This is a genomic window from Roseococcus sp. SDR (genome assembly GCF_019083995.1).
Lineage (GTDB): Bacteria > Pseudomonadota > Alphaproteobacteria > Acetobacterales > Acetobacteraceae > Roseococcus.
Genome location: NZ_JAHRCU010000009.1, coordinates 149261 through 169402 on the forward strand (window position 1 = coordinate 149261; position 20142 = coordinate 169402).

Here is a 20142-nt window from a genome sequence, read left to right on the forward strand (position 1 = left end):
GCGCTGGGCCCCACGCACGCGTGGCGCGGCGAAGCCAAGGCGGCGGAGCCGCCGCCCGGCGCCTGAGGGCATCAGAAAACTACCACCGCGACATGATGGAAACGACGATCTCGGTCGAGGAGGCGAAACCGCGGCTGTCCTCCCGCCGCAGGCCGACCACCGCGCGCTCCATCGTCCAGGTCTGGTAGGACCCGCGATCATTGCTCGTCACGGCCGAGGCCTGGGCCTGCGGCAGGCAGCGGTTGATCTCGCCCTGCAGGTTCCGCATGTGCTGCTCGGCCAGGGTGAAGGCGCGGGGCGAATCATCGCGCAGCATCACGGCGTAGTAGACGGCGCGCGGCGGTGCGCCATCGAAGGGCGGCGCCACGCCGCGCCGCTCACTCACCGAACCGCGCAGGTAATGCGTGCCGGAGGGCAGTTCCACGAAATCCTGCGCGGCCGCCTGCACGATCTGGCGCAGGCCCTGGCAGAAGGCGTCCTGCGCCTGGGCGGAGAGAGGAGCCAGCAGGGCGGCGGCGAGGAGCAGGCGGCGCATGGACGTTCCTTGGAGAAAAAGACACCCCATGAAACGCCATTGACCGGGGAAATCCAATCCCCGGCGTGGAGCAGCACGGACCGTCCCTGCAAGAACGAAGAACCCTTTGGAGAATCCGGCCGCAAAGCGGCCGGCGCCGCCCAACCGAGCCTATGGCCGGGCGCACCAGCCGCGCGGCGAAGCCAAGCGCGCGGAGCGCGCGCCCGGCGCTTGAGGGCTTAAAACAACAACCCCTTCTTCAGAAGGCCGTGCACGCCCTTCTCGCCATTCACCGTCTGCGTCACGTGGAAGTCCACGGCCAGCGAGCAGAACTGATAGGCATCGGCCGCGCTGAGATTGGTGCGGCTGGTGATGAAGCCGATCATCTCGCGCAGCGCCTTCTTCATCGCCTCATCCAGGTCCTCATGCATGCCCATGGTGATGTAATGCGTGGCGGTCTCGGCGCGCGGATAAGCAAGGTTCGCCCCCTTCATCAGCGTCAGGCGGAAATGGCCGGTCAGGCACATCTCCAGCGCGTTGATGCAGACCTCGCCATCGCCCTGCACGCCATGGCCGTCGCCCGCCGAGAAATTGCCGCCCGGCACATGCACCGGCAGGAAGAGCGTGGCGCCCTCGCCGATTTCCTTGTTGTCCAGGTTGCCGCCATGCGCGCGCGGCTCCTTCGTGGAGATCGGGCCCCACTCGGTGGGCGGCGCCACGCCCATCACGCCGAAGAAGGGGCTGAGCGGCAGGGTGATGCCGCCGCCGATCGGCACATGGCCGGTGCGCTTCTCGTGGTCCACGGGAATGTGCAGCATGCGGCGATAGGGGAAATCCTCCGGCAGGGTGCCGCCCAGCGGACGGAAGCCGCAGAAGCCCCATTCGGCGCCGAGCTCGATCTTCTCGATATCCACGCGCAGCACATCGCCCGGCATCGCACCCTTCACGGCCACGGGGCCGGTGAGGATGTGCGGGCCCAGGCGCGGCGGGTTGCTCGCATGGATCGCGGCCAGCGCCGGCGGGATGGTCAGCCCCAGCGCCTCGGCCTCGGCCACCACGTCGGGCGCGCCGGAGACGCATTGCAGGATGACGAGGTCGCCGCTTTCCACCTCGGCGACCGGCTTGGTGCTGCCGTCGAAGGTGCCCCAGCGGATGGTCTCGGGTGTGGCGGGAATGCGATGGGTCGCGGGCATGATCGGCTCCTGACAGAGAGCGCGATGTTGCGGAACCGCATCGCGCGGTCAACCGCCCCCCGCCGCGCACCAGCATGGGCCTGAGGCCAGATTGCCCGCAGATTGGTCACAGCACAGCGCAGCCGGGATGCGATGCGCCCGCGCAAGGGTGCGCTAACCAACGGCGGTGCAGCTTCGCGACGGTATGTCGCGACCTGGCCCCGGACCCATGAACCACCTCAAGATCACGCCCTTGCTTCTGGGGCTCCTCGCCCTGATCGGCCTCATCACCATCGGCTCCATGACCTATGGAGCGCTCGCGCTGAAACGGTCGGGGCATTCGCTCCAGGGCCTGCAGCGCGACACCATCACCTCCCTCGTCCATCTGAAGGCGCTGTCCGATGCCTACGCCGTCAGCGTCGTGGACGCCTCCCACAAGGTCCGCAACGGGACATTCACCTGGGCCGAGGGCGGGACGGCGCTCCAGCAGGCGCGCGAGGCGATCGACACGGCCTGGGCCGCGCTCCAGGCGATGCCGCTCGCGGAAGCGGCGGTGCCCCTGATGGAAGAGGCGAGGCGCCGCAAGGCACCGGCCGAGGCGCTGTTCCAGGACCTGGTCGCCACCCTGCGCGCGCAGGATCGTGCCGCGCTCGATGCGGTCATCATCCAGCGCCTCTATCCGGTGATCGACCCGCTCACGGAATCGATCAGCGCCATCCTCGACGCGCAGATCGTGGATGCGGACCGCCTTGCCGCCGCCGCGGCGGGCCAGGCATCCTTCGCCGCCGACACGCAGTCCATCCTCGCGGTGCTGGCCGTGCTGCTGCTGGTCGGCGCGGGCGCCTGCGTCCTGGTGCGGGTCAGCCGGCCGATCCGGCGCCTGACCTTGGCCACGCAGACCCTTGCGGGCAACGACCTGTCAGTCAGCATCCCCTTCGGCCAGCGGAGCGATGAGGTAGGCCAGCTGGCGCGGGCCGTCATCATCTTCCAGCAGGGCCTTCGTGAGGCGGAGGCGCATCGCGGCGCTGCCGCCGAAGCCCGCGCCGCCGCCGACATGTCCCGCGGCGCCGCGCTGCGCGCCATGGCGGACCAGGTGGAAACCGAGGCGGGCGGCGCGATGCTCCTGGTCGAGGAACAGATGCGGGAGATGGCGCAGACCGCGGAGGCCATGGCCGCCGGGAGCCAGGGAATCGCGAGCGACAGCGCCTCGGTCGCCGCGGCGGCCATCGATGCGCAGCGCAACGTGCATGCCGTCGCCGCGGCCACCGAGGAACTGGGCGCCTCGATCCGCGAAATCACCCATCAGATCGCCGGGGCAAGCGCCGCGACGCGCCGTGCCTCCGAAAAGGGCATCCAGGGACGGGAAAGGATCGCAACCCTCGCGCAGGAAGTGGACCGCATCGGCGGGGTGGCGCGGGTGATCGCGCAGATCGCCGGCCAGACCAATCTTCTGGCGCTGAACGCGACCATCGAGGCGGCCCGCGCCGGGGATGCGGGCAAGGGCTTCGCCGTGGTGGCCGGTGAGGTGAAGCAGCTCGCCGCCCAGACGGCCAAGGCGACGGAAGAGATCGCCCGCCAGGTGCATGAGATCGCGGTCGCGACGGATGGCGCGGTGGAGGTCGTGCGGGAGATGGTCGAGGCGGTGCGCGAAGTGGATGACGCGGCCATCGCCATCGGCGCCGCCATGGAAGAACAGGCAGCGGCGACGCAGGAAATCTCGCGCGCGGTCTCGGGAACGGCCTCGGCCGCGCATGCCGTCTCGGAGCGCATCGCCGCGGTGTCGAACCAGGCCGCCGTGACAGGCTCCCGCGCCGAAGCCGTCTCGGAGGGCGCCGCGCGCTCGCGCGATGCGGTATCCGCGCTGGGCAAGGCCCTGGTCAGGATCGTGCGCGAGGCATCGCCCGAGGTGGATCGCCGGGCCGAGACGCGCTGGCCCCTCGAACTGCCCACCTGGCTGGAAGGCATGGGACTCGCGGCTCCGCGCCAGGTGACGGTGAAGAATATCTCCGCCGGCGGGTGCGCCGTGATCGGCGCCGGCGCCGTCAGCGGCACGGGGCGCCTGCGCCTGGATGCGTTGGAGCCGGGCCTTGTGCTCGGCGCCGAAGCCTTGGCCGGCGGGGAGGAGGCACAGCGACTGCGCTTCGATCCGTCGGACAAGGCAGGGCAGCGGCTCCTTGCGGCGGCCCTGGCCCGGCTGGAGCGTCCCGCCGCTTGAGCGGGCCTAGAGCAGCCCGCGCTTCTTGAAGAACCAGATGGGCAGCACCGCCGTCGCCACCATCAGGATCAGCGCCATCGGGTAGCCGAAGCTCCATTCCAGCTCCGGCATGTGCTGGAAGTTCATGCCGTAGATCGAGGCGATCAGCGTGGGCGGCATCAGCGCCACGCTCACCACGGTGAAGGTCTTGATGATGTTCGTCTGCTCGACATTGATGATGCCGAGCACGGCGTCCAGCAGGAAGGTCGCCTTGCTGTTCAGGAAATTCGCGTATTCGACGAGGGAGCGCACGTCCCGCACCAGGGTCTTGATGGTGCCCTGGTTCTCCTTGCGCACGGCCATCGCCTTCTCGGCGCTGACGAAGGTGAAGATGCGGTTGAGACCGAGCAGGGTTTCCGAGGCACGGGTCGTCACCTCCCCCACCTGGCCCAGCGTCAGCAGCGCCTCCTTGAGGTTGCGGTCGCGCTTGGTGGCAGGGTCCTCGGCGCCACGCTGGAAGATGTTGTGGCTCGCGCGGTCCATGTCGCTGCTGATGCGCTCGAGAATATCCGCGAGCCGGTCCACGATCTGTTCGAAGAGGTGCAGCATGACCGCATCCGCGCTGCTCACCAACGCGGGCGTCTTCTGACAACGCGCGGTGAAGACCGGGAAGGCCTTGGGCGTCGCGTAGCGCACCGTGATCAGCGCCGCCGGCGTGAGCACGAAGGAGATGGGCGTGGAGCCGAAATTGCCGCTCTCGGTGCCATGCAGGAAGTTCGCGGTCAGCACCAGCGAATCCTCCTCGCGATAGAGGCGTGAGGAGCTTTCGACCTCCTGCATCTCCTCGCGCGTCGGCACCTCGATGCCGAGTGCGGCCTGCACCGCGTGCTCCTCCTCCAGCGAGGGCTGCAGCAGATCGATCCAGACCGCGCGGCGCAGCGCGTCGGGGTCGCGCACATGGTCGCGGACCGCGAGGTGGCCGTTCTCGACGGTATAGGTCGTCAGCATGGGCGGGTCTCCGCGGAGAGGGCGGTTGGCCCGGTTCTAACCACGCGCCCGCTCGGTGTCACGCCACGAGGAGCCGGTTCACGGTTTTGAAATCCGCCGCTTCGGGATGCCGGCCTGAGGCTTTCGTTCCGTCCTCTGGGCGCACCAGTTGGCAGGTGACGTAACCCGCAGCACGGGCCGCATCCAACTCTTCCGCGACATCGGAGAGGAAGAGAATGCGGGCCGGCGCCGCACCCCAGGCCTCGGCGATGCGGGCGTAGCTCTGGGCCTCGCGCTTGGCACCCATGCGCGTGTCGAAGAAGCCCTCGAAGAGCGGCTCCAGGTCGCCAGCCTCGGAATGGCGGAACAGCAGCCGCTGCGCCTGCTCGCTGCCCGAGGAATAGATGGCGAGATGCAGGCCCCGCCCCTGCCAGGCGCGGAGTTCCGCCGCCACATCCGGCCAGAGATGGCCCTTCAGCGCGCCATCGGCATAGCCCTGCGCCCAGATCAGCCCCTGCAAGGCCTTGAGCGGCGTGACCTTGGCATCGGCGGCCATCCAGCCGCGCAAGGTTTCGAGCGGATCGCCCGGCACATCGGCCAGGATCGCCGCGACCTCGGGCTCATGCCCGTGGCGCACCAGAAACTCCTCCAACGCCGAGGCCGCGTAGGGAAACAGCGCGCGATGCACGAAGGCGATGGAGGTCGTCGTGCCCTCGATGTCCGACAGGATATGCGTGATCACCGAACGACCCTCACAAGTGCCAATGGCCCCCCGGTCGGCGCCGCGGCTTAGCCGCGGCAACGGAGCAAGCCCTTCAGGAAACGCGAAAACGGGGCCCCCGCGAAGATTTCGCCGGCGCTGCCGCCGCGAAAGCGGCGGTTGAGTCGGCGAAAGCTTCGTGGGGCGGCGGCCTAGCCGACCACGACCGGGAAACGTTCGGCCATGTCGGTGCCGGTGTAATGCGGCGTCCAGCCGCTGGTGTCGGTGAAGACGCGCAGCACGGTGAAGTCCGGCGCATCGCCGCTGTCGAACCAGTGCTGCGTGTTGGCCGGCACGCTGATCAGGTCGCCCCGCGTGCAATGCGCGTCATAGACGCGGCCATTCAGGTGCAGCACGAAATTGCCGGCTCCCTCATGGAAGAAGCGCACCTCATCCTCGGTGTGGATGTGCTCCTTCAGGAACTTGTCGCGAAGCGCGTCCTTCATCGGATGGTCCGGCGTGAGCTGGATCACGTCTGCCGTGCCGGCCGCGGTCTCGGCCAGGAAGGCGTCGAGATGCGGCTTGTAGGCGGCCAGCACCGCGTCAGCGGGGGCGCCCTTGGGCAGCGGCGCCACGGGCCAGCGCTCGAAGCGCACGCCCACTTCCTTCAGCGTGGCGGCGATCGTATCGGCGTCCTCGGTGCGGAGGATCTCCGCCTTGGTCGCGGCATCCCAGACGGTCAGTCGGCTCATCGCGGCAATCTCCGTGCTTCCAGCTCGCATTCGAGCATGAATTCCAGCGCCTCCAGGCGCAGCAGGGCGCCCGGCATGTCATCGGCCCATACATAGACGCCGTGGCCGCGGATCAAGTAGCCCGGCGGGTGGGCGGGGTCCGCCTCCCAGGCCTCGGTCACGCGGGCCTGCAGCCGTGCAATGTCCTGGTCATTTTCCAGCACGGGCAGCCGGATCGCCGCCTCATGCGTCGGCAGGCCGGGAAAGGCCTTGAGCAGTTCATAGCCCGCGAGCGTGATATGCGGCCCCGCAAGGCGCGACAGCACCGTCGCCGGCACGGAATGCCCGTGCAGCGCGGCGCCCGCCTTGGGGAAGCGCCGATAGATGCCGCAATGCAGCCCGGTCTCAGCCGATGGGCGGAGGTTGGACTGCTCCGGCCTTCCGTCGAGGTCCACCGTCATCACCCCGTCCTCCGGGATGAAGCCTTTGTGAAACCCGGAGCGCGTGATGGCGATGCGGCCATCCGCGAGACGGAGGGAGATGTTGCCGGCGGTAGCCGGCACCCATCCCCGCTGATCCATCCGGCGCCCGGCCGCGCGAATCGCCTCGGTCGCTTCGGAAGGAATCACGCCCGTCTCCCGCCGGGCCAAGCCCGGCGCGTGTTCAGGCCGCCGGGCGGCCGGTGGCGGTGGTGCTGCCGCTGGCGGGCTCGGCCGTGGCGGCCGTCGTCGTCGCACCCTGCGGGCCCGCGATGGTGCCGGCCGGCGGGGCCGATTCGGCGGCCATGGAAGCGTCGGCGGGCTTCTCGTCTTCCTTGATGTTCGCCTTGAAGGACTTGATCCCCTTCGCGACGTCACCCATCAGGCCGCTGATCTTGCCGCTGCCGAACAGCAGCAGAACGACCAGCAGAACCACCAACCAATGCCAAATGCTGAAAGAACCCATCGTCGCGCCTCGATCCCGTGGTGCTTATGCTGGCGGGAACCTAGTGTGCGCCCGCTCCGAGCGCAAACTCCCCTCCCGACAAGGCCTCTATGTGGGACGCGGCCGGCCCGGCCGCAATGGGAAATTCATTCAGGTGCGGTTCAGCGCAATCTTGCGCCGTCGTAAGAAATCCTCCATATGGCCCGCCATCCGGGCCCCTCTGGCGCGGGTGAAGAGAAACTTCACCCACGTGATGTCGGATGTTTTTGCCATCTCGCGGGGCAAAACCATCGCACCCCGCCCAGAGGAGTATGACAAACCATGGAATTTCTGGCGCTCGAATGGGTCGGCAAGCCGATCTGGATGTGGGCGGGCTTCCTCGCCATCGTCGTCGCCCTGCTCGCCTTCGACCTCGGTGTGCTGAACAAGGAAGACAAGGAGATGGGCATCCAGGAAAGCCTGGTCCTCTCCGCCTTCTATATCGGCTTCGCGATCCTCTACGGCATCCTCATCTGGTGGGCCTATTCCGCCGGCCACATCACGACGAGTGACGGCACGCATGCCGGCATCACCTATTTCACCGGCTTCTTCATCGAGAAGGCGCTGTCGATCGACAATGTCTTCGTGATCAGCCTGATCTTCGGCTACTTCGCCATCCCGCGGAAATACCAGTACCGCGCGCTGGTCTGGGGCATCATCGCCGTCATCATCCTGCGCGGCATCATGATCGCGATCGGCGCGGCCCTGGTTCAGGAGTATTCCTGGATCCTCTTCATCTTCGGCGCCTTCCTGATCGGCACCGGCGTGAAGATGCTGATGGTGCCGGAGAGCGACCCGGACATCTCGAAGAACCCGGTCGTGCGCTTCATGAAGAAGCACATGCGCGTCTCGGACAAGCTGCATGACCAGAAGTTCTTCGTCCGCGAGCCCGACCCGAAGACCGGCAAGCTGGCGCTGACGGCCACGCCGCTCTTCCTCGCGCTGGTGGTGATCAACATCGCCGACCTGATCTTCGCGGTGGACAGCGTGCCGGCGATCTTCGCCATCACGACCGATACCTTCATCGTCTACACCGCGAACATCATGGCCATCCTCGGCCTGCGCGCCCTCTACTTCGCGCTGGCCGCCATGGTGCACCGCTTCGAGTATCTGAAGTACGCGCTGGCCATGGTGCTGGTGTTCATCGGCGTGAAGATCTTCTGGAACCAGATCTTCGGGAAGCTGGACCCGGCCTTCTCGCTCGGCGTCACCGGCGCGCTGATCGCGGGCGGCATCGTCTTCTCGCTGTACAAGACGCGCGAGCAGGCGGGCAGCGGGCACAAGTAGTTGATGTCCTCAGAGGCCGGGCGCGCGCATCCGCGCGCTTGGCTTCGCCGCACAAGCGGCGGGCCGCATTCGCGGCCTCGACCCTCCAGGCCGCTGGTCCGGATTCGGTGAGGACGCAAACACGAAGGGCGGTGCCGCAAGGCACCGCCCTTTTTCGTTGAATCGGCGCCGCAGCGGCCACTTGGCCGCCCCTGGCACGCCCCCACGGAATGCGAGGCGAATAGCCGAGCCGGAACGCTTCAGCGTTCCGAAGCCAAGTCGGCGGAGCCGGCGCCCGGCGTTTGAGGGCACGACAACGACGTATGCGAGCCGAATAGGCGAGCCGCAAAGCTTCAGCTTTGCGAAGCCAAGCGCGCGGAGCGCGCGCCCGGCGTCTGAGGGCGTGAAAGACTAACTTTCCGGCCGGATGTTGAGGCGCCGGATGATCGGCCCCCAATGCGCCACCTCGGACTGGATGAGCGCCCGGAGCAGCGCGGGCGGCGTGCCCAACGGTTCGAAGCCTGCCGCCTCCAGCGTCCGCCCCGTCTCGGGGTTGGAGAGCGCGCGCCCGACTTCCTGCGCGATCCGCGCCACGCGCTCGGCCGGCATGTTGGTCGGCGCAAACAGGCCGATCCAGGCATAGATCCCGCCCCCCGGCTCGCCCGCCTCGGTCAGCAGCGGCACGTCGGGCAATTGCGTCATGCGCGCATCGCCCGAGACCGCCAGCGCCCGCACCTGCCCGCCCCGCGCCTGGCCCAGCACCGAGCCCGCCGCGGCCGCCATCAGCTCGATCCGCCCGGCCACGATCTCCGTCACGCTCTGCGGCACGGAGCGGAAGGGGATATGCGTCATCTCCAGCCCATGCCGCGCCGCCATCTCGGCGACCAGCATGTGCCCCGTGCTGCCCGCGCCGACCGAGCCGTAGTTCAGCTTGCCCGGATTGGCCTTCGCATAGGCGATCAGCTCCGCCACGCTGCGCACCGGCACGTTCGGGTTCACCGCCAGCACGAAGGGCATGCGCGCCAGCAGCGAGACAGGCTGCAGATCCGTCACCGGATCGTAGGCCAGCGCCGGGTTCAGGATCTTCGCGATGGAGCCGGGCCCGCCGATCGTGACGCCCAGCGTATGCCCATCCGTGGCGCGGGCAGCCGCCTCGGCGCCGATGGTCCCGCCACCGCCGGCGCGGTTGTCGATCACGAAGGGCTGGCCGAAGACCTGCTGCAGATGCGTGGCCACCGCGCGCGCCGCGATATCGGGCGTGGAGCCGCCCGGGAAGCTGACGATGATGCGCACCGGCCGGTCCGGCCAGGCGGGCTGCGCGAGCGCGGGTGTGGCCAGGGCAGGCAGCGCCAAAAGGGCGCGACGCGGAACGGGCATGAAATCCTCCAGGGCTTTGCGCGCCATATAGCGACTCATCGCGCGACTTGCATGCCGTGACGCGGCTGGTCAAACTTGTTCGGACACATTCGCCCAACAGCTTCGCAAGGTGAAGGCCGATGAACCGACGCTCCCTGCTCCTGGCCACCCCTTTCTTGGGCCTCGCCGCCCAGGCGCAGGAGCTTCCGGCGCGACCCATCCGCCTCATGGTCCCCTTCACCACCGGGGGCACGACCGATGTGCTGGCGCGCATCCTCTCCGAGCATGGCCCGGCTGAATTCGGCCAGCCCATCATCGTGGAATCCCGCCCCGGGGCGGGCGGCGTGACGGGCACGGCGCAGGTGGCGGCCGCGGCGCCCGATGGCACCAGCCTCGTCATGGGCACGCCGGGGCCGATCGCCACCGCCCCCGCGCTGATGTCCAGCCTGCCCTATGACCCGCTGCGCGACCTGGCACCCGTCATGCTGGTGGCGAATGTGCCCAACCTCGTCGTGGTGAATCCGTCGAGCGGCATCACCAGCATCGCGCAGCTCATCGCCGCCGCGCGCGCTCGGCCCGGCGCCATCCATTTCGGCTCGGCCGGCATCGGCGCCACCACCCATCTGGCCGGCGAACTCTTCAAGCTGATGACGGGCGTGGACATCGTGCATGTCCCCTATCGCGGCAGCGTGCCCGCGCTGACAGACCTCCAGGGCGGCCAGATCCAGTTGATGTTCGAGAACATGCCGGGTGCCATCGAGCTGGTGCGCGCGGGCCGGCTCACCGGCCTCGCCGTCACCTCGCCCAACCGCGCGATGGCCGCCCCCGACATCCCGACGGTGGCGGAGACGGTGCCGGGCTATTCGGTCGTGTCCTGGTTCGCGCTCTTCACCGGCGGCCAGGTGCCCGCCCCCGTGGTGCAGCGCCTGAATGCCGGCTTCCGCCGCATCATGGCGCGGCCCGCCGTGCGCCAACGTATCCTGGAGCTCGGCGCCGAACCCGCTGATGGCACGCCCGAGGCGCTGGGGCAGCTCGCGCGCGAGGAGACGGAGCGCTGGGGCCGCGTGATCCGCGAAGCGCGCATCAGCGTGCAGTAAGGGGATGCGCGCGGTCGGCATCGAGATCGGCGGCACCTTCACGGATCTGGTGAGCATCGGGCCCGAGGGCGTGCGCGTGGCGAAGGTGCCCAGCACACCCGCCGCGCCCGATGCCGCGGCCTTCGACGCACTGGCCGCCGCCGGCATCGCGCCCGATGCGATGGAGGAATTCGTCCACGGCTCCACCGTCGCCACCAATGCGGTGCTGGAGCGGCGCGGCGCGCGCCTCGCGCTGCTGGTGACGGAAGGCTTTCGTGACGTGCTGCTGCTGGGCCGCCAGGACAAGCTGCAGCTCTTCAACCTGCGCTACAAGAAGCCCGCGCCGCTGGTCGAGCGCGCGGATTCGCTGGACGTGCCCGAGCGCATGCTGGCCGATGGCACGGCCGAACGCGGCTTCGATGCGGAAGCCTTCGCGCCCCGCCTCGCCGCCTTCCTCGCCGCCGGAAACTACGGCGCCGTCGCGATCTGCCTGCTGAACGCCTATGCCAATCCGGCGCATGAGGTGGCGCTGGCCGATCTCGTGCGGCGCCTCGCCCCCGGCCTGCCCGTCACCGCCTCGCATGAAGTGACGCAGGAATTCCGGGAATATGAGCGCGCCAGCACCACCGCGCTCTCGGCCTATGTGCAGCCGGTGCTGGACGCCTATCTCGGCCGGATGGAAGCGCGCCTGGCGGAAGGCGGCTTCACCGGCGCCTTCTCCGTCATGCAGTCCAATGGCGGGCGCGTGCCGGCCACCGCCATGCGGCGCAATGCGGCGAGCGCCCTGCTCTCCGGCCCTGCCGCGGGCGTCATGGGCGCGGTGCGCCAGGCCGGGCGCTCCGGCGTGCGGGACATCATCACGCTGGATGTCGGCGGCACCAGCGCGGATGTGGCGCTGATCGCGAATGGACGGCCCGAGCTGGCGCGCGAGGCCCGCGTGGATGGCCTCGTCGTGCAGATGCCCATGCTCGACATCACGACGGTGGGCGCGGGCGGCGGCTCGATCGCCTGGGTGGATGAGGGCGGGATGCTTCGCGTGGGGCCGCGCAGCGCGGGCGCGGTGCCTGGCCCGGCCTGCTATGGGCGCGGGGGCACGCGGCCGACGCTGACCGACGCGCAGGTCATCGCGGGGCGCATCCCGGCCGGCAAGAAGCTGGCGGGCGGGCTCACCATGGATGGCGCGGCGGCGCGCGCCGCCTATGCGCCGCTCGCCGCGCAGCTGGGGCTTTCCGTCGAAGCCACGGCGGAGTCTGTGATCCGCATCGCGGTCGCGCATGTCGTCGCCGCCGTGCGTCTCGTCTCCACCGAGCGTGGGCGCGACCCGCGCGACCATGTGCTGGTGCCCTTCGGTGGCGCGGGCCCGCTGCTCGCCGCCGCCGTGGCCGAGGAGCTCGGCATGGCGCGCGTGCTGGTGCCGCCGGGTGCGGGCGTGCTCTCCGCCTATGGGCTGCTCGCGGCCGATCACAGCCTGCTCGCCGCCCGCACGCGCCGGCGCACCATCAACGCGGGCGCGGCTGCCGAGGCCATGGCTGCCATCGCCGAGATGCGCGCCGAGCTGGAAGCCCGCTTCGACGCGCATGGCGTGACCGGCACGCGGCGACTGGACGTCAGCCTCGACATGCGCCTCATCGGCCAGGCCTTCGAGATCGCCGTGCCGCTGACCGCCGAACACTTCGACGAAGCCGATCTCCTCGCCGCCTTCAACGCGGCGCATGAGCGCATCTACCGCATGCCCGTGGACACACGCCGCGCGGTCGAGATCGTCTCCTACCGCGTCGGCCTGCATGTGACGCGCGAGGAACTGCCCGGCCTCGCGGGTCCGCCGCGCCTCACCGCCCCCGTCCACGGCCCGCTGCTGATCGAGGACAGCACGGCCAGCCTCTGGGTGCCGCCCGGCTGGGCTGCCTCGGAAGACGCCGCCGGCAATCTCCTGCTGACGAGGGACGCATGATCAGCCCCGCCGACCAGGCCGTGATCGGCCAGGCGCTGATGTCCACGGCGCGCGAGATGGGAGCGAAGCTCTATCGCTCCGCCTTCTCGCCCATCGTGCGCGACGGCAAGGACGCCTCCACCGGCATCATGGATGCGAGCGGCGCGGCAGTGGCGCAGAGCGATGAGCTGATCCCCGTGCTCGTCGGCTCGCTCTCCATCACGTTGCGCCACTGCATGGCGGCCTGCCCGCCGGAGCGGCTGGAGGAGGGGGATTTCTACATCACCAACCACCCCTATCGCGGCGCGCACCACCTGCAGGACATCCTGATCTTCATGCCGATCTTCGTGGAGCAGCGGATCATCGGCTATGCGGCGGCCGTGGCCCACCACCTCGACATCGGCGGCGGCGCGCCGGGCCTCAATTCCTCCGCGACCGATCTCTATGGCGAGGGCCTCATCATCCCGCCCGCGCGCTGGAACCATCGGCGCGACTGGCTGGAGGGCAATCTGCGCGGGATGATCGCCGCCAATATCCGCGTGCCCGAGCAGACCATCGGCGACATCGAGAGCCAGTTCGCCGCCTGCTTCACCGGCATCGCGCGTGTGCGCGAGCTTTGCGCGCGGCACGGCACAGCCACGGTGGAGGCCGCCATGGCCGGCCAGATCGCCTATGTGGAGCGCCGCCTGCGCGCCGCCATCCGCGACCTGCCGGACGGGACCTATATCGGCGAGGATTACGTGGACGACGACGGCATCAGCGCGGAACCCCTGCTGATCCGCGCCACCGTCACCATCGCGGGCGATACGCTGGCCGTGGATTTCACCGGCACCTGCCCGCAGGTGCGCACGCATCTGAACGCGCCCTATGCCTCGGTGGTTTCCGGCACGCTGGCCGCGCTGAAATCCTTCCTGAGCGGCGATGACGTGCCCTTCAACGAGGGCGCGGCCCGCGCCGTCACCATCACCGTGCCCGAGGGCACCTTGCTCAACCCGCGCTTCCCGGCACCGGTCCGCGCGCGGATGGAAGCGACCTACCGCGCCTATGACGCGGTGCTGAAGGCGCTGGGGAACGCCATCCCAGAGCGCGCGGTGGCGACGGGCTTCGACAGCACCACCAGCTTCTGCCTCACGCAGCTGAAGGAAGGCCGCTACCGCGTCTTCATCGAGCTGCGCGACGGCGGCTATGGCGCCTCGTCGGAGAATGACGGCTGTGACGCCGTGGCCGGCCCGCTTTCCAACTGCACCAACGTCCCGGTCGAGGCGGCGGATGCGGACTATCCCTTCTTCCGCATCGAGGAATATCGCCTCTTGCCCGGCACGGGTGGTGCGGGTCGGCATCGCGGAGGCAATGGCTCACTGCGGCGGTATCGCATCCTGGAGGAGGGCGTGCGCCTCGCCATTTACTGCGACCGCTTCCGCGTGGCCGCCGAAGGCCAGGCCGGCGGCGAGGCCGGCGCGCTCGGCGGCTGCCGCGTGCTGCGCGGGGCGGCGGTGATCGAGGTCCGCTCCAAGGATGACCTGGTGCTGCGCGCGGGCGATGTGATCGAGATGTGGACCGGCGGCGGCGGCGGCCATGGGCCGAAATCCGAACGGCCCGCCGCGCTGCGCGAAGCGGATGCGCGGCTCGCCGGCCTTCCCAGCACGGCCTGAAAGCCGCAACATCCCGCCCAAGACTCAGGGCGGAAACGCGAACCCATGATCATCATGACCGAGGCCCATGGCCCGGCCTGATACCGCGACCCTTGCGCGCCTGCTGCGCACGCCGGATTACCGCCGCCTCTGGATGCTGGGCGGCATCGCCAACGCCATGCGCTGGCTGGAGCTCCTCGCGGCCACCCTCTGGACCTTCGAGATGACGGGCTCGGCGCTGGCCGTCTCCGTCGTCGCCATGGTGCGCGCGCTGCCGATGATGCTGCTGGGCGCCGTGGCGGGCGCGCTGGCCGAGCGCATGGACCGCCGTCGCCTGCTCATCGCGCTGCAAACGAGTTCCGCGCTCGGGGCCGGCGGCGTCGCGCTGCTGGCGCTGCTGGGGCAGCTCGCCACCTGGCATCTCATGCTGCAGGGGCTGCTCGCCGGCCTCGCCTGGGCGGGCGAGATGGCGACGCGCCGCCGCATGGCCGCCGATGCCGCGCCGCAGGGCGATCTCGTCCAGGCCGTGGCGCTGGATACGCTCACCGGCAGCACCACGCGCGCCGTGGGCCCGCTGCTGGGCGGCGTGATCTACCAGTTCGCCGGCATCGCGGTCGCAGCCGCCATTGCCTGCGCGCTGCACCTGGTGGCGCTGCGCCTCGCCACGCAGGTGACGGCACCGCCGCGCCGGCCGGCCACCGGCAACCCCTTCGCCGGCATCGGCGAGGCGGTGCGGCTGGTGCTCAGCCTCTCCGCGCTGCGCATCGTGCTGGGCGTGACCTTCGTGATGAATGTCTTCGCCTTCAGCTACAACTCGATCCTGCCCGCCTTCGGCACGCTGGCCTTCGGCGCCTCCTCGGCCGCCATCGGCCTGCTCGCGGCGGCCGAGCCCTTCGGCGCGCTGCTCGGAGGGCTCTGGCTGGCGCTGGGGCGTCGCAATCCGCCCGGGGCCGCGCCGCTCGTCGTCGGGTCCTTCCTCTTCATGATCCTGCTGGTCGTGGTCGCCTTCACCGGCAGCTATGCGCTGGCCTGGCTGCTGCTCGCCATTGGCGGCCTCGGCACCGCGCGCTTCGCCGCCATGCAGACCTCGGTGGTGATGACGGCGGCGCCGCCCGAGATCCGCTCCCGCGTGCTCGGCCTCGTCACCACCTGCATCGGCATGGGGCCACTGGGCGTGCTGGCCATGGGCGTACTGGGCGATTCCGTGGGACCGCGGCTGGCCATCGCCATCATGTCCGGCGTCGGGCTGGCCCTCATGATCCTGCTGCTGCTGAACGAGGCGCGGCGGCGCCAGGGGTAACCATCGCCTCGCCGCCGGCGAAAAGCCGGCAAAGCAGGAGGCAGGCGCCCCATGTCCCACAGCACCCAGACGCTCAGCCGCGCCCAGATGGGGCGCGTCTCCATCCTGGCACTCCTGCTCTGGATGTCGGGCGCGATCCTCATCCGCCTGCTCACCCCTCTGGGCGTCTTCTCGGGTGGCGTGCTGACCGTGCTGGCCTTTGCCGGCGGCGTCGCCTTCAACTGGCCAACCATCTGGCTGGTGGAGCGGCTGGGCGGGCTGCGGCGGAGCCAGATCGTCGCGGGGATGGCGCTGGGCTCCGGCGTGGCGGTGATGTGCGACGGCCTCGCCCTCACCTGGGCGCCTTGGCTCTATGGCGGCGTTTCCGAGGATCTGAGCCGCGCCGCCGCCTGGCTGCTCTGGACGGTGGGCGTGGGCCTCGTCCTCGCTTTCATCCTCGAGCGGCGCTGACCCGCCGCAGCAGGAAAAGCCCCGCCAGCGTCACCAGCGCGAGATGCCCGAAGGCCAGCGCCCAGGCGGCGGGGTTGGCGGGGCCCAGCAGATCGAGCGCCAACCCCACGCCGACCGGCCCGACGAAGCCGCCCGCATAGCCGCACATGCTGTGCAACCCCATCGTCGCCCCGCGCAATTCCGGCCCCGCCGCCTGCACCGTGCCCGCCGTCAGCGCGGAGGAATCGAGGTAGATCGCCACATTCCACAGCAGCACGGCCAGCGCCGCGAGCGGCGCCGAGACCCAGGCGGAAAGCCCGGTCAGCACGGACATCAAGGCCCCCGCGGCCATCGCCCAGGCCACCACGCGCGCGCGCCCGAAGCGCTGCGCCGTCTCATTGCCCGTGACGGAAATGGCGATGCCGGCCAGCCCCGCCGCGGTGAAGAGCGCGGTCGGACCCGGCAGCCAATCCGGCGCGCCCGCGCGCGCAATGACGAGCGTGAGGAAGGTCACCGCCCAGGCGCGCAGCGCGGCCAGTTCCCAGGTATGGACGGTGTAGCCGATGATCCAGCCCGTCGCCGCGCGGTTGCGCAGCACGGGGCGGAAATCCAGCAGCCGGCGGGGCACGGCGGGCGGGCGCGGCGCCACGCGCGGCATCACGATGGCGCCGATGGTGCAGGCGACGCAGGCCGCGACGCCGCTGAACAGGAAGGCCGCCTCCGCGCCGCCCAGCGCGGCCCAGAACCCCGCCACCGCGAAGGAGATGGCGCCCGCGATGCCCACACCGGCCGCATGCCAGGAGACGGCGCGCGACTGCGCATTCCCCTCCAGCCGCTCGGCGATCACCTTGAGCCCCGGCATGTAGCAGCCCGCCCAGCCCATGCCCGCCATGGCGCGCAGCACCAGCCCGCTCCAGAACCCATCCGCGATGAAGGCGAAGCCTAGATGCGAGGCCGCCGTCAGCCCCGTGCCCAGCAGATAGATGCGCCGCGCTGGCAGGCGATCGGTCAACGAAACCAGCACCGGCACCACCACCACATAGGCGGCGAAGAAGGCGCCAATCAGCCAGCCCGCCTCGGTGGCGGAGAGGTTCCAGCGGCGCAGATACTCCGGCAGCAGCGCGGGCAGGGTGAAGGCGCCGATCTGCGTCAGCACCTGGGCGGTGATGACGGCGACGGCAAACCCGCGCATGGCGCTACGGCAGCCCGTTGCGGATATGGCGGCGATAGGCCGGGCGCGCCGACAGCCGCTCGTAATAGGCTTCCAGCGCGGGCAGTTCCGTGCGCTCCACGCTCTTCATCGAGAACCAGCGATGCACCACGAAGCCGGCCGGAACATCGGCCAGCGTGAAGGCCTCGCCCGCAAGGTAGGGCGAATCACGCAACGCCTCGTCCAGCTGCCCCATCCGCCGCGCATATTCCGCCCGCCCCATCTGCACGAAGGAGGCGCGGTTCCAGGGCGAGAGCCCCAATTCGCCGCCCAGATAGGCGCCGCGCATGGGCATGGACATCTCGTACGCCACCCAGTCCATCCAGGCCTCCACGCGCGCGCGGGCGGGAAGCGGCGTCGGGTACAGCGCCTCCGCGCCCACGCGCGCCGCGAGATACCGCAGGATCACGTGGGATTCGCGGATCACCGCCTCCCCATCCACCAGCACCGGCACCGTGCCGAGCGGATTGAGCGCCAGGAATTCCGGATCATCCGTCGAACGGAAGCCGCGCCCCCAATCCTCCTGCACGAAGGGCAGCCCCAGCTCGTCGAGGAGCCAGAGCACCTTGCGGACGTTGAAGGCGTTGTGCCGCCCCAGGAGCCTGAGCGTGTTTTCCATGCCGATCAGCGTCACGGCAAAGCCGCGCCTTGCCAAGGGGGCGCGAAGCCGGTTGAAGCGCGCGATGCAACGCGTCATCGGCATCGACTTCGGCACCACGAACTCCGTGGTGACCGCCCTCTCCCCCGATGGCGAGCTCCGCGTGCTGCGCCGCGCGACGGAGGAGGTCTTCCGCTCCATCCTCTGCTTCTGGCGTGACGGCGCGGGCCGCCTGCTGCACGCGGCCGGCGCCCAAGGCATCAGCGCCTATCTGGAAGACCCGCTGGAAGCGCGGCTCATCCTCTCCATGAAGAGCTACCTCGCGCAACGCAGCTTCCAGGAGACGCGCATCCTGGGCCGCCCCTATGGCCTGGAAGCGCTGGTCGGCCTCTTCCTGCGCGAGCTCCTGGCCCCCTTCGGCCCCGAGTTGGAGGGTGCGCGCGTCATCGCCGGCCGCCCCGTGCGCTTCGTGGGCGAGACGGCGGATGACGCGCTGGGCGAGGCGCGGCTGCGCGCCGGCTTCGCCGCCGCCGGCCTGCCGGACGTGCGGGTGGAGCTGGAGCCCGCCGCCGCCGGCCATCGCTTCGCCACGCAACTCGACAGCGCGGCGACCGTGCTCGTCGCGGATTTCGGCGGCGGCACCAGCGACTTCTCGCTGCTGCGCTTCGAGCCGGGGCGTGTGACGCCGCTCGGCCATGCCGGCGTCGGCGTGGCGGGCGATGCCTTCGATTTCCGGATCATTGATCACGTCGTCTCGCCGCTGCTCGGCAAGGGCGGCAGCTACAACGTCATGGGCACGGATCTTCCCATCCCGCCCGGCTGGTACACCAGCTTCGCGCGCTGGCATTTGCTCTCGCTCATGCGCGCACCTCGCACGCTGCGCGACATCGCCGATGTGGCCCGCAACGCGGCCGAGCCCGAACGCCTGCACCAGCTCATCCAGCTCATCGAGGAGGAGGTGGGGTATGAGCTCTATCGCGCCATCTCCGGCGTGAAGGCCGCGCTCTCCAGCAAACCCCGCGCGCGCCTGCAATTCCGCCACGCCGATTTCGCGGTGGATGCCGAGATCACGCGCCGCGATTTCGAATCCTGGATCGCGCCGGAACTCAAGCAGATCGGCGCGGCGGTGGACGCCGCCCTCACCGACGCATCGCTCAACGCGTCCCAGGTGGACCGCGTCTTCCTCACCGGCGGCAGCTCGCTGGTCCCCGCCGTGCGCCGCCTCTTCGAGAAGCGCTTCGGCAAGGAGCGCGTCATGGCCGGCGGCGAATTCGTCTCGGTCGCGGAGGGTCTGGCCCTGATGGGCCGCGGGTGACAGGCTCTCCCGAAACGGGAGGCCCCCATGATCGAACAGACCCTCGACATCGCGACACCCGATGGCGCGATGGAGAGCTTCATCGTCCACCCCGAACGCCACGGACCGCACCCCGCCATCCTGATGCTGATGGACGCGCCCGGCATCCGCGAGGAGCTGCGCGACATGGCCCGCCGCCTGGCCAGCATCGGCTTCTACGTCGTACTCCCCAACCTCTATTACCGCGCGGGGCGCGACAGCGTCTTCGGCCCCGGCGTGCTGACCGTGGGCGACCCGGAGCGCGACCGCATGCGCGCCATCCGCACCAAGATGACCATCCCGCCCGTCATGTCTGACGTCGCGGGCATGCTCGCCTTCCTCGACACGCAAGCAGCGGTGAAGCCGGGCGCCGTCGGCACGCATGGCTATTGCATGAGCGGCCCCTATGCGCTGGCCGCCGCCGCGCGCTTCCCCGGCCGCATCGCCGCCGCCGCCTCGATCTACGGCACCTGGCTGGTGAGCGATGCCGAGGAAAGCCCGCACCTCACGCTCAGCCAGGGTCGCGCCGAACTCTACATCTGCTGCGCCGAGCATGATGAGCTCGCGCCGCTGCCCATGGTGGCCGAGCTCCAGGCCCTGTTCGACGCGTCAGGTGCGCGCGGCGAGTTGGAAATCCATCCCGGCGTGCATCACGGCTTCGCCTTCCCGCAGCGCTGGTGCTTCGACAAGCCCGCCGCCGAACGCCATTGGGAACGGCTGATTTCGCTGTATCGTCGCAATCTATAGCTAAG

19 protein-coding genes are annotated in these 20142 nt (G+C 69.9%); 9 read left to right on the top strand and 10 right to left on the bottom strand.

Going from position 1 to position 20142, the window contains the following annotated elements:
* Positions 1-79: 79 nt before the first annotated feature.
* Both KTR66_RS12345 and KTR66_RS12350 read right to left on the bottom strand, forming a co-directional pair.
* On the bottom strand, positions 80-535 hold the full coding sequence (locus KTR66_RS12345; RefSeq protein ID WP_213612902.1) for a hypothetical protein: 456 nt from the start codon (positions 533-535) through the stop codon (positions 80-82).
* Positions 536-753: 218 nt separating this feature from the next.
* Entirely contained in the window at positions 754-1707 is a 954-nt protein-coding gene (locus tag KTR66_RS12350) for an acetamidase/formamidase family protein (protein ID WP_213612903.1), read from the bottom strand.
* A 208-nt stretch (positions 1708-1915) separates the two neighbouring features.
* Here KTR66_RS12350 and KTR66_RS12355 point away from each other — a divergent pair, with 208 nt between their 5' ends.
* On the top strand, positions 1916-3901 hold the full coding sequence (locus tag KTR66_RS12355) for a methyl-accepting chemotaxis protein (RefSeq protein WP_213612904.1): 1986 nt from the start codon (positions 1916-1918) through the stop codon (positions 3899-3901).
* 6 nt (positions 3902-3907) lie between these two features.
* Here the strand turns inward: KTR66_RS12355 and KTR66_RS12360 are convergent, their stop codons facing one another.
* The 5 genes from KTR66_RS12360 to KTR66_RS12380 all read right to left on the bottom strand — a co-directional run bounded on the left by KTR66_RS12360 (position 3908) and on the right by KTR66_RS12380 (position 7243).
* Positions 3908-4888, bottom strand: coding sequence for a magnesium transporter CorA family protein (locus tag KTR66_RS12360; RefSeq protein ID WP_213612905.1), 981 nt, complete (start codon positions 4886-4888; stop codon positions 3908-3910).
* Between the two features lie 58 nt (positions 4889-4946).
* Positions 4947-5609 carry an acireductone synthase gene (gene mtnC / locus KTR66_RS12365; protein WP_213612906.1) on the bottom strand — a complete coding sequence of 221 codons (663 nt, stop codon included), beginning with the start codon at positions 5607-5609 and terminating at the stop codon, positions 4947-4949.
* Positions 5610-5779: 170 nt separating this feature from the next.
* Positions 5780-6319: an acireductone dioxygenase gene (locus tag KTR66_RS12370; RefSeq protein WP_213612907.1), complete on the bottom strand. Its 540-nt coding sequence runs from the start codon at positions 6317-6319 to the stop codon at positions 5780-5782.
* Positions 6316-6879 (bottom strand): methylthioribulose 1-phosphate dehydratase, encoded by a 564-nt coding sequence (locus KTR66_RS12375; RefSeq protein ID WP_213612947.1) that lies wholly within the window; start codon positions 6877-6879, stop codon positions 6316-6318. The genes KTR66_RS12370 and KTR66_RS12375 overlap by 4 nt, the downstream gene beginning before the upstream one ends.
* 82 nt (positions 6880-6961) lie before the next feature.
* On the bottom strand, positions 6962-7243 hold the full coding sequence (locus tag KTR66_RS12380) for a twin-arginine translocase TatA/TatE family subunit (RefSeq protein WP_213612908.1): 282 nt from the start codon (positions 7241-7243) through the stop codon (positions 6962-6964).
* Positions 7244-7543: 300 nt separating this feature from the next.
* Between KTR66_RS12380 and KTR66_RS12385 the strand changes: the two genes are divergently transcribed.
* Positions 7544-8548 (top strand): TerC family protein, encoded by a 1005-nt coding sequence (locus tag KTR66_RS12385; protein WP_213612909.1) that lies wholly within the window; start codon positions 7544-7546, stop codon positions 8546-8548.
* 390 nt (positions 8549-8938) lie between these two features.
* Here KTR66_RS12385 and KTR66_RS12390 read toward each other — a convergent pair whose 3' ends face one another.
* A complete protein-coding gene (locus KTR66_RS12390; protein WP_249732066.1) occupies positions 8939-9931 on the bottom strand; it encodes a tripartite tricarboxylate transporter substrate binding protein in 993 nt (330 codons plus the stop codon).
* Between the two features lie 92 nt (positions 9932-10023).
* On the opposite strand from KTR66_RS12390, the gene KTR66_RS12395 reads away from it, so the two are divergent.
* From KTR66_RS12395 to KTR66_RS12415, 5 genes are all read left to right on the top strand, one after another.
* Positions 10024-10980: a tripartite tricarboxylate transporter substrate binding protein gene (locus KTR66_RS12395; protein ID WP_213612910.1), complete on the top strand. Its 957-nt coding sequence runs from the start codon at positions 10024-10026 to the stop codon at positions 10978-10980.
* A gap of 4 nt (positions 10981-10984) precedes the next feature.
* Complete coding sequence (locus tag KTR66_RS12400) at positions 10985-12910, top strand: hydantoinase/oxoprolinase family protein (RefSeq protein WP_213612911.1); 1926 nt, start codon at positions 10985-10987, stop codon at positions 12908-12910.
* Positions 12907-14541, top strand: a complete 1635-nt coding sequence (locus KTR66_RS12405; RefSeq protein ID WP_213612912.1) for a hydantoinase B/oxoprolinase family protein — start codon at positions 12907-12909, stop codon at positions 14539-14541. The genes KTR66_RS12400 and KTR66_RS12405 overlap by 4 nt, the downstream gene beginning before the upstream one ends.
* Positions 14542-14608: 67 nt before the next feature.
* Positions 14609-15820, top strand: a complete 1212-nt coding sequence (locus tag KTR66_RS12410) for an MFS transporter (RefSeq protein WP_213612913.1) — start codon at positions 14609-14611, stop codon at positions 15818-15820.
* A gap of 51 nt (positions 15821-15871) precedes the next feature.
* Positions 15872-16270, top strand: a complete 399-nt coding sequence (locus KTR66_RS12415) for a hypothetical protein (protein ID WP_213612914.1) — start codon at positions 15872-15874, stop codon at positions 16268-16270.
* On the opposite strand, the gene KTR66_RS12420 is transcribed toward KTR66_RS12415, so the two are convergent.
* Positions 16251-17441, bottom strand: a complete 1191-nt coding sequence (locus tag KTR66_RS12420) for an MFS transporter (protein WP_213612915.1) — start codon at positions 17439-17441, stop codon at positions 16251-16253. The two genes, KTR66_RS12415 and KTR66_RS12420, sit on opposite strands and share 20 nt — an antisense overlap.
* A gap of 4 nt (positions 17442-17445) precedes the next feature.
* Complete coding sequence (locus KTR66_RS12425; protein ID WP_213612916.1) at positions 17446-18156, bottom strand: glutathione S-transferase family protein; 711 nt, start codon at positions 18154-18156, stop codon at positions 17446-17448.
* Here KTR66_RS12425 and KTR66_RS12430 point away from each other — a divergent pair.
* Entirely contained in the window at positions 18143-19372 is a 1230-nt protein-coding gene (locus KTR66_RS12430; protein ID WP_213612917.1) for an Hsp70 family protein, read from the top strand. The genes KTR66_RS12425 and KTR66_RS12430 overlap by 14 nt on opposite strands.
* A gap of 27 nt (positions 19373-19399) precedes the next feature.
* Positions 19400-20137 carry a dienelactone hydrolase family protein gene (locus KTR66_RS12435; protein WP_213612918.1) on the top strand — a complete coding sequence of 246 codons (738 nt, stop codon included), beginning with the start codon at positions 19400-19402 and terminating at the stop codon, positions 20135-20137.
* Positions 20138-20142: the final 5 nt, after the last annotated feature.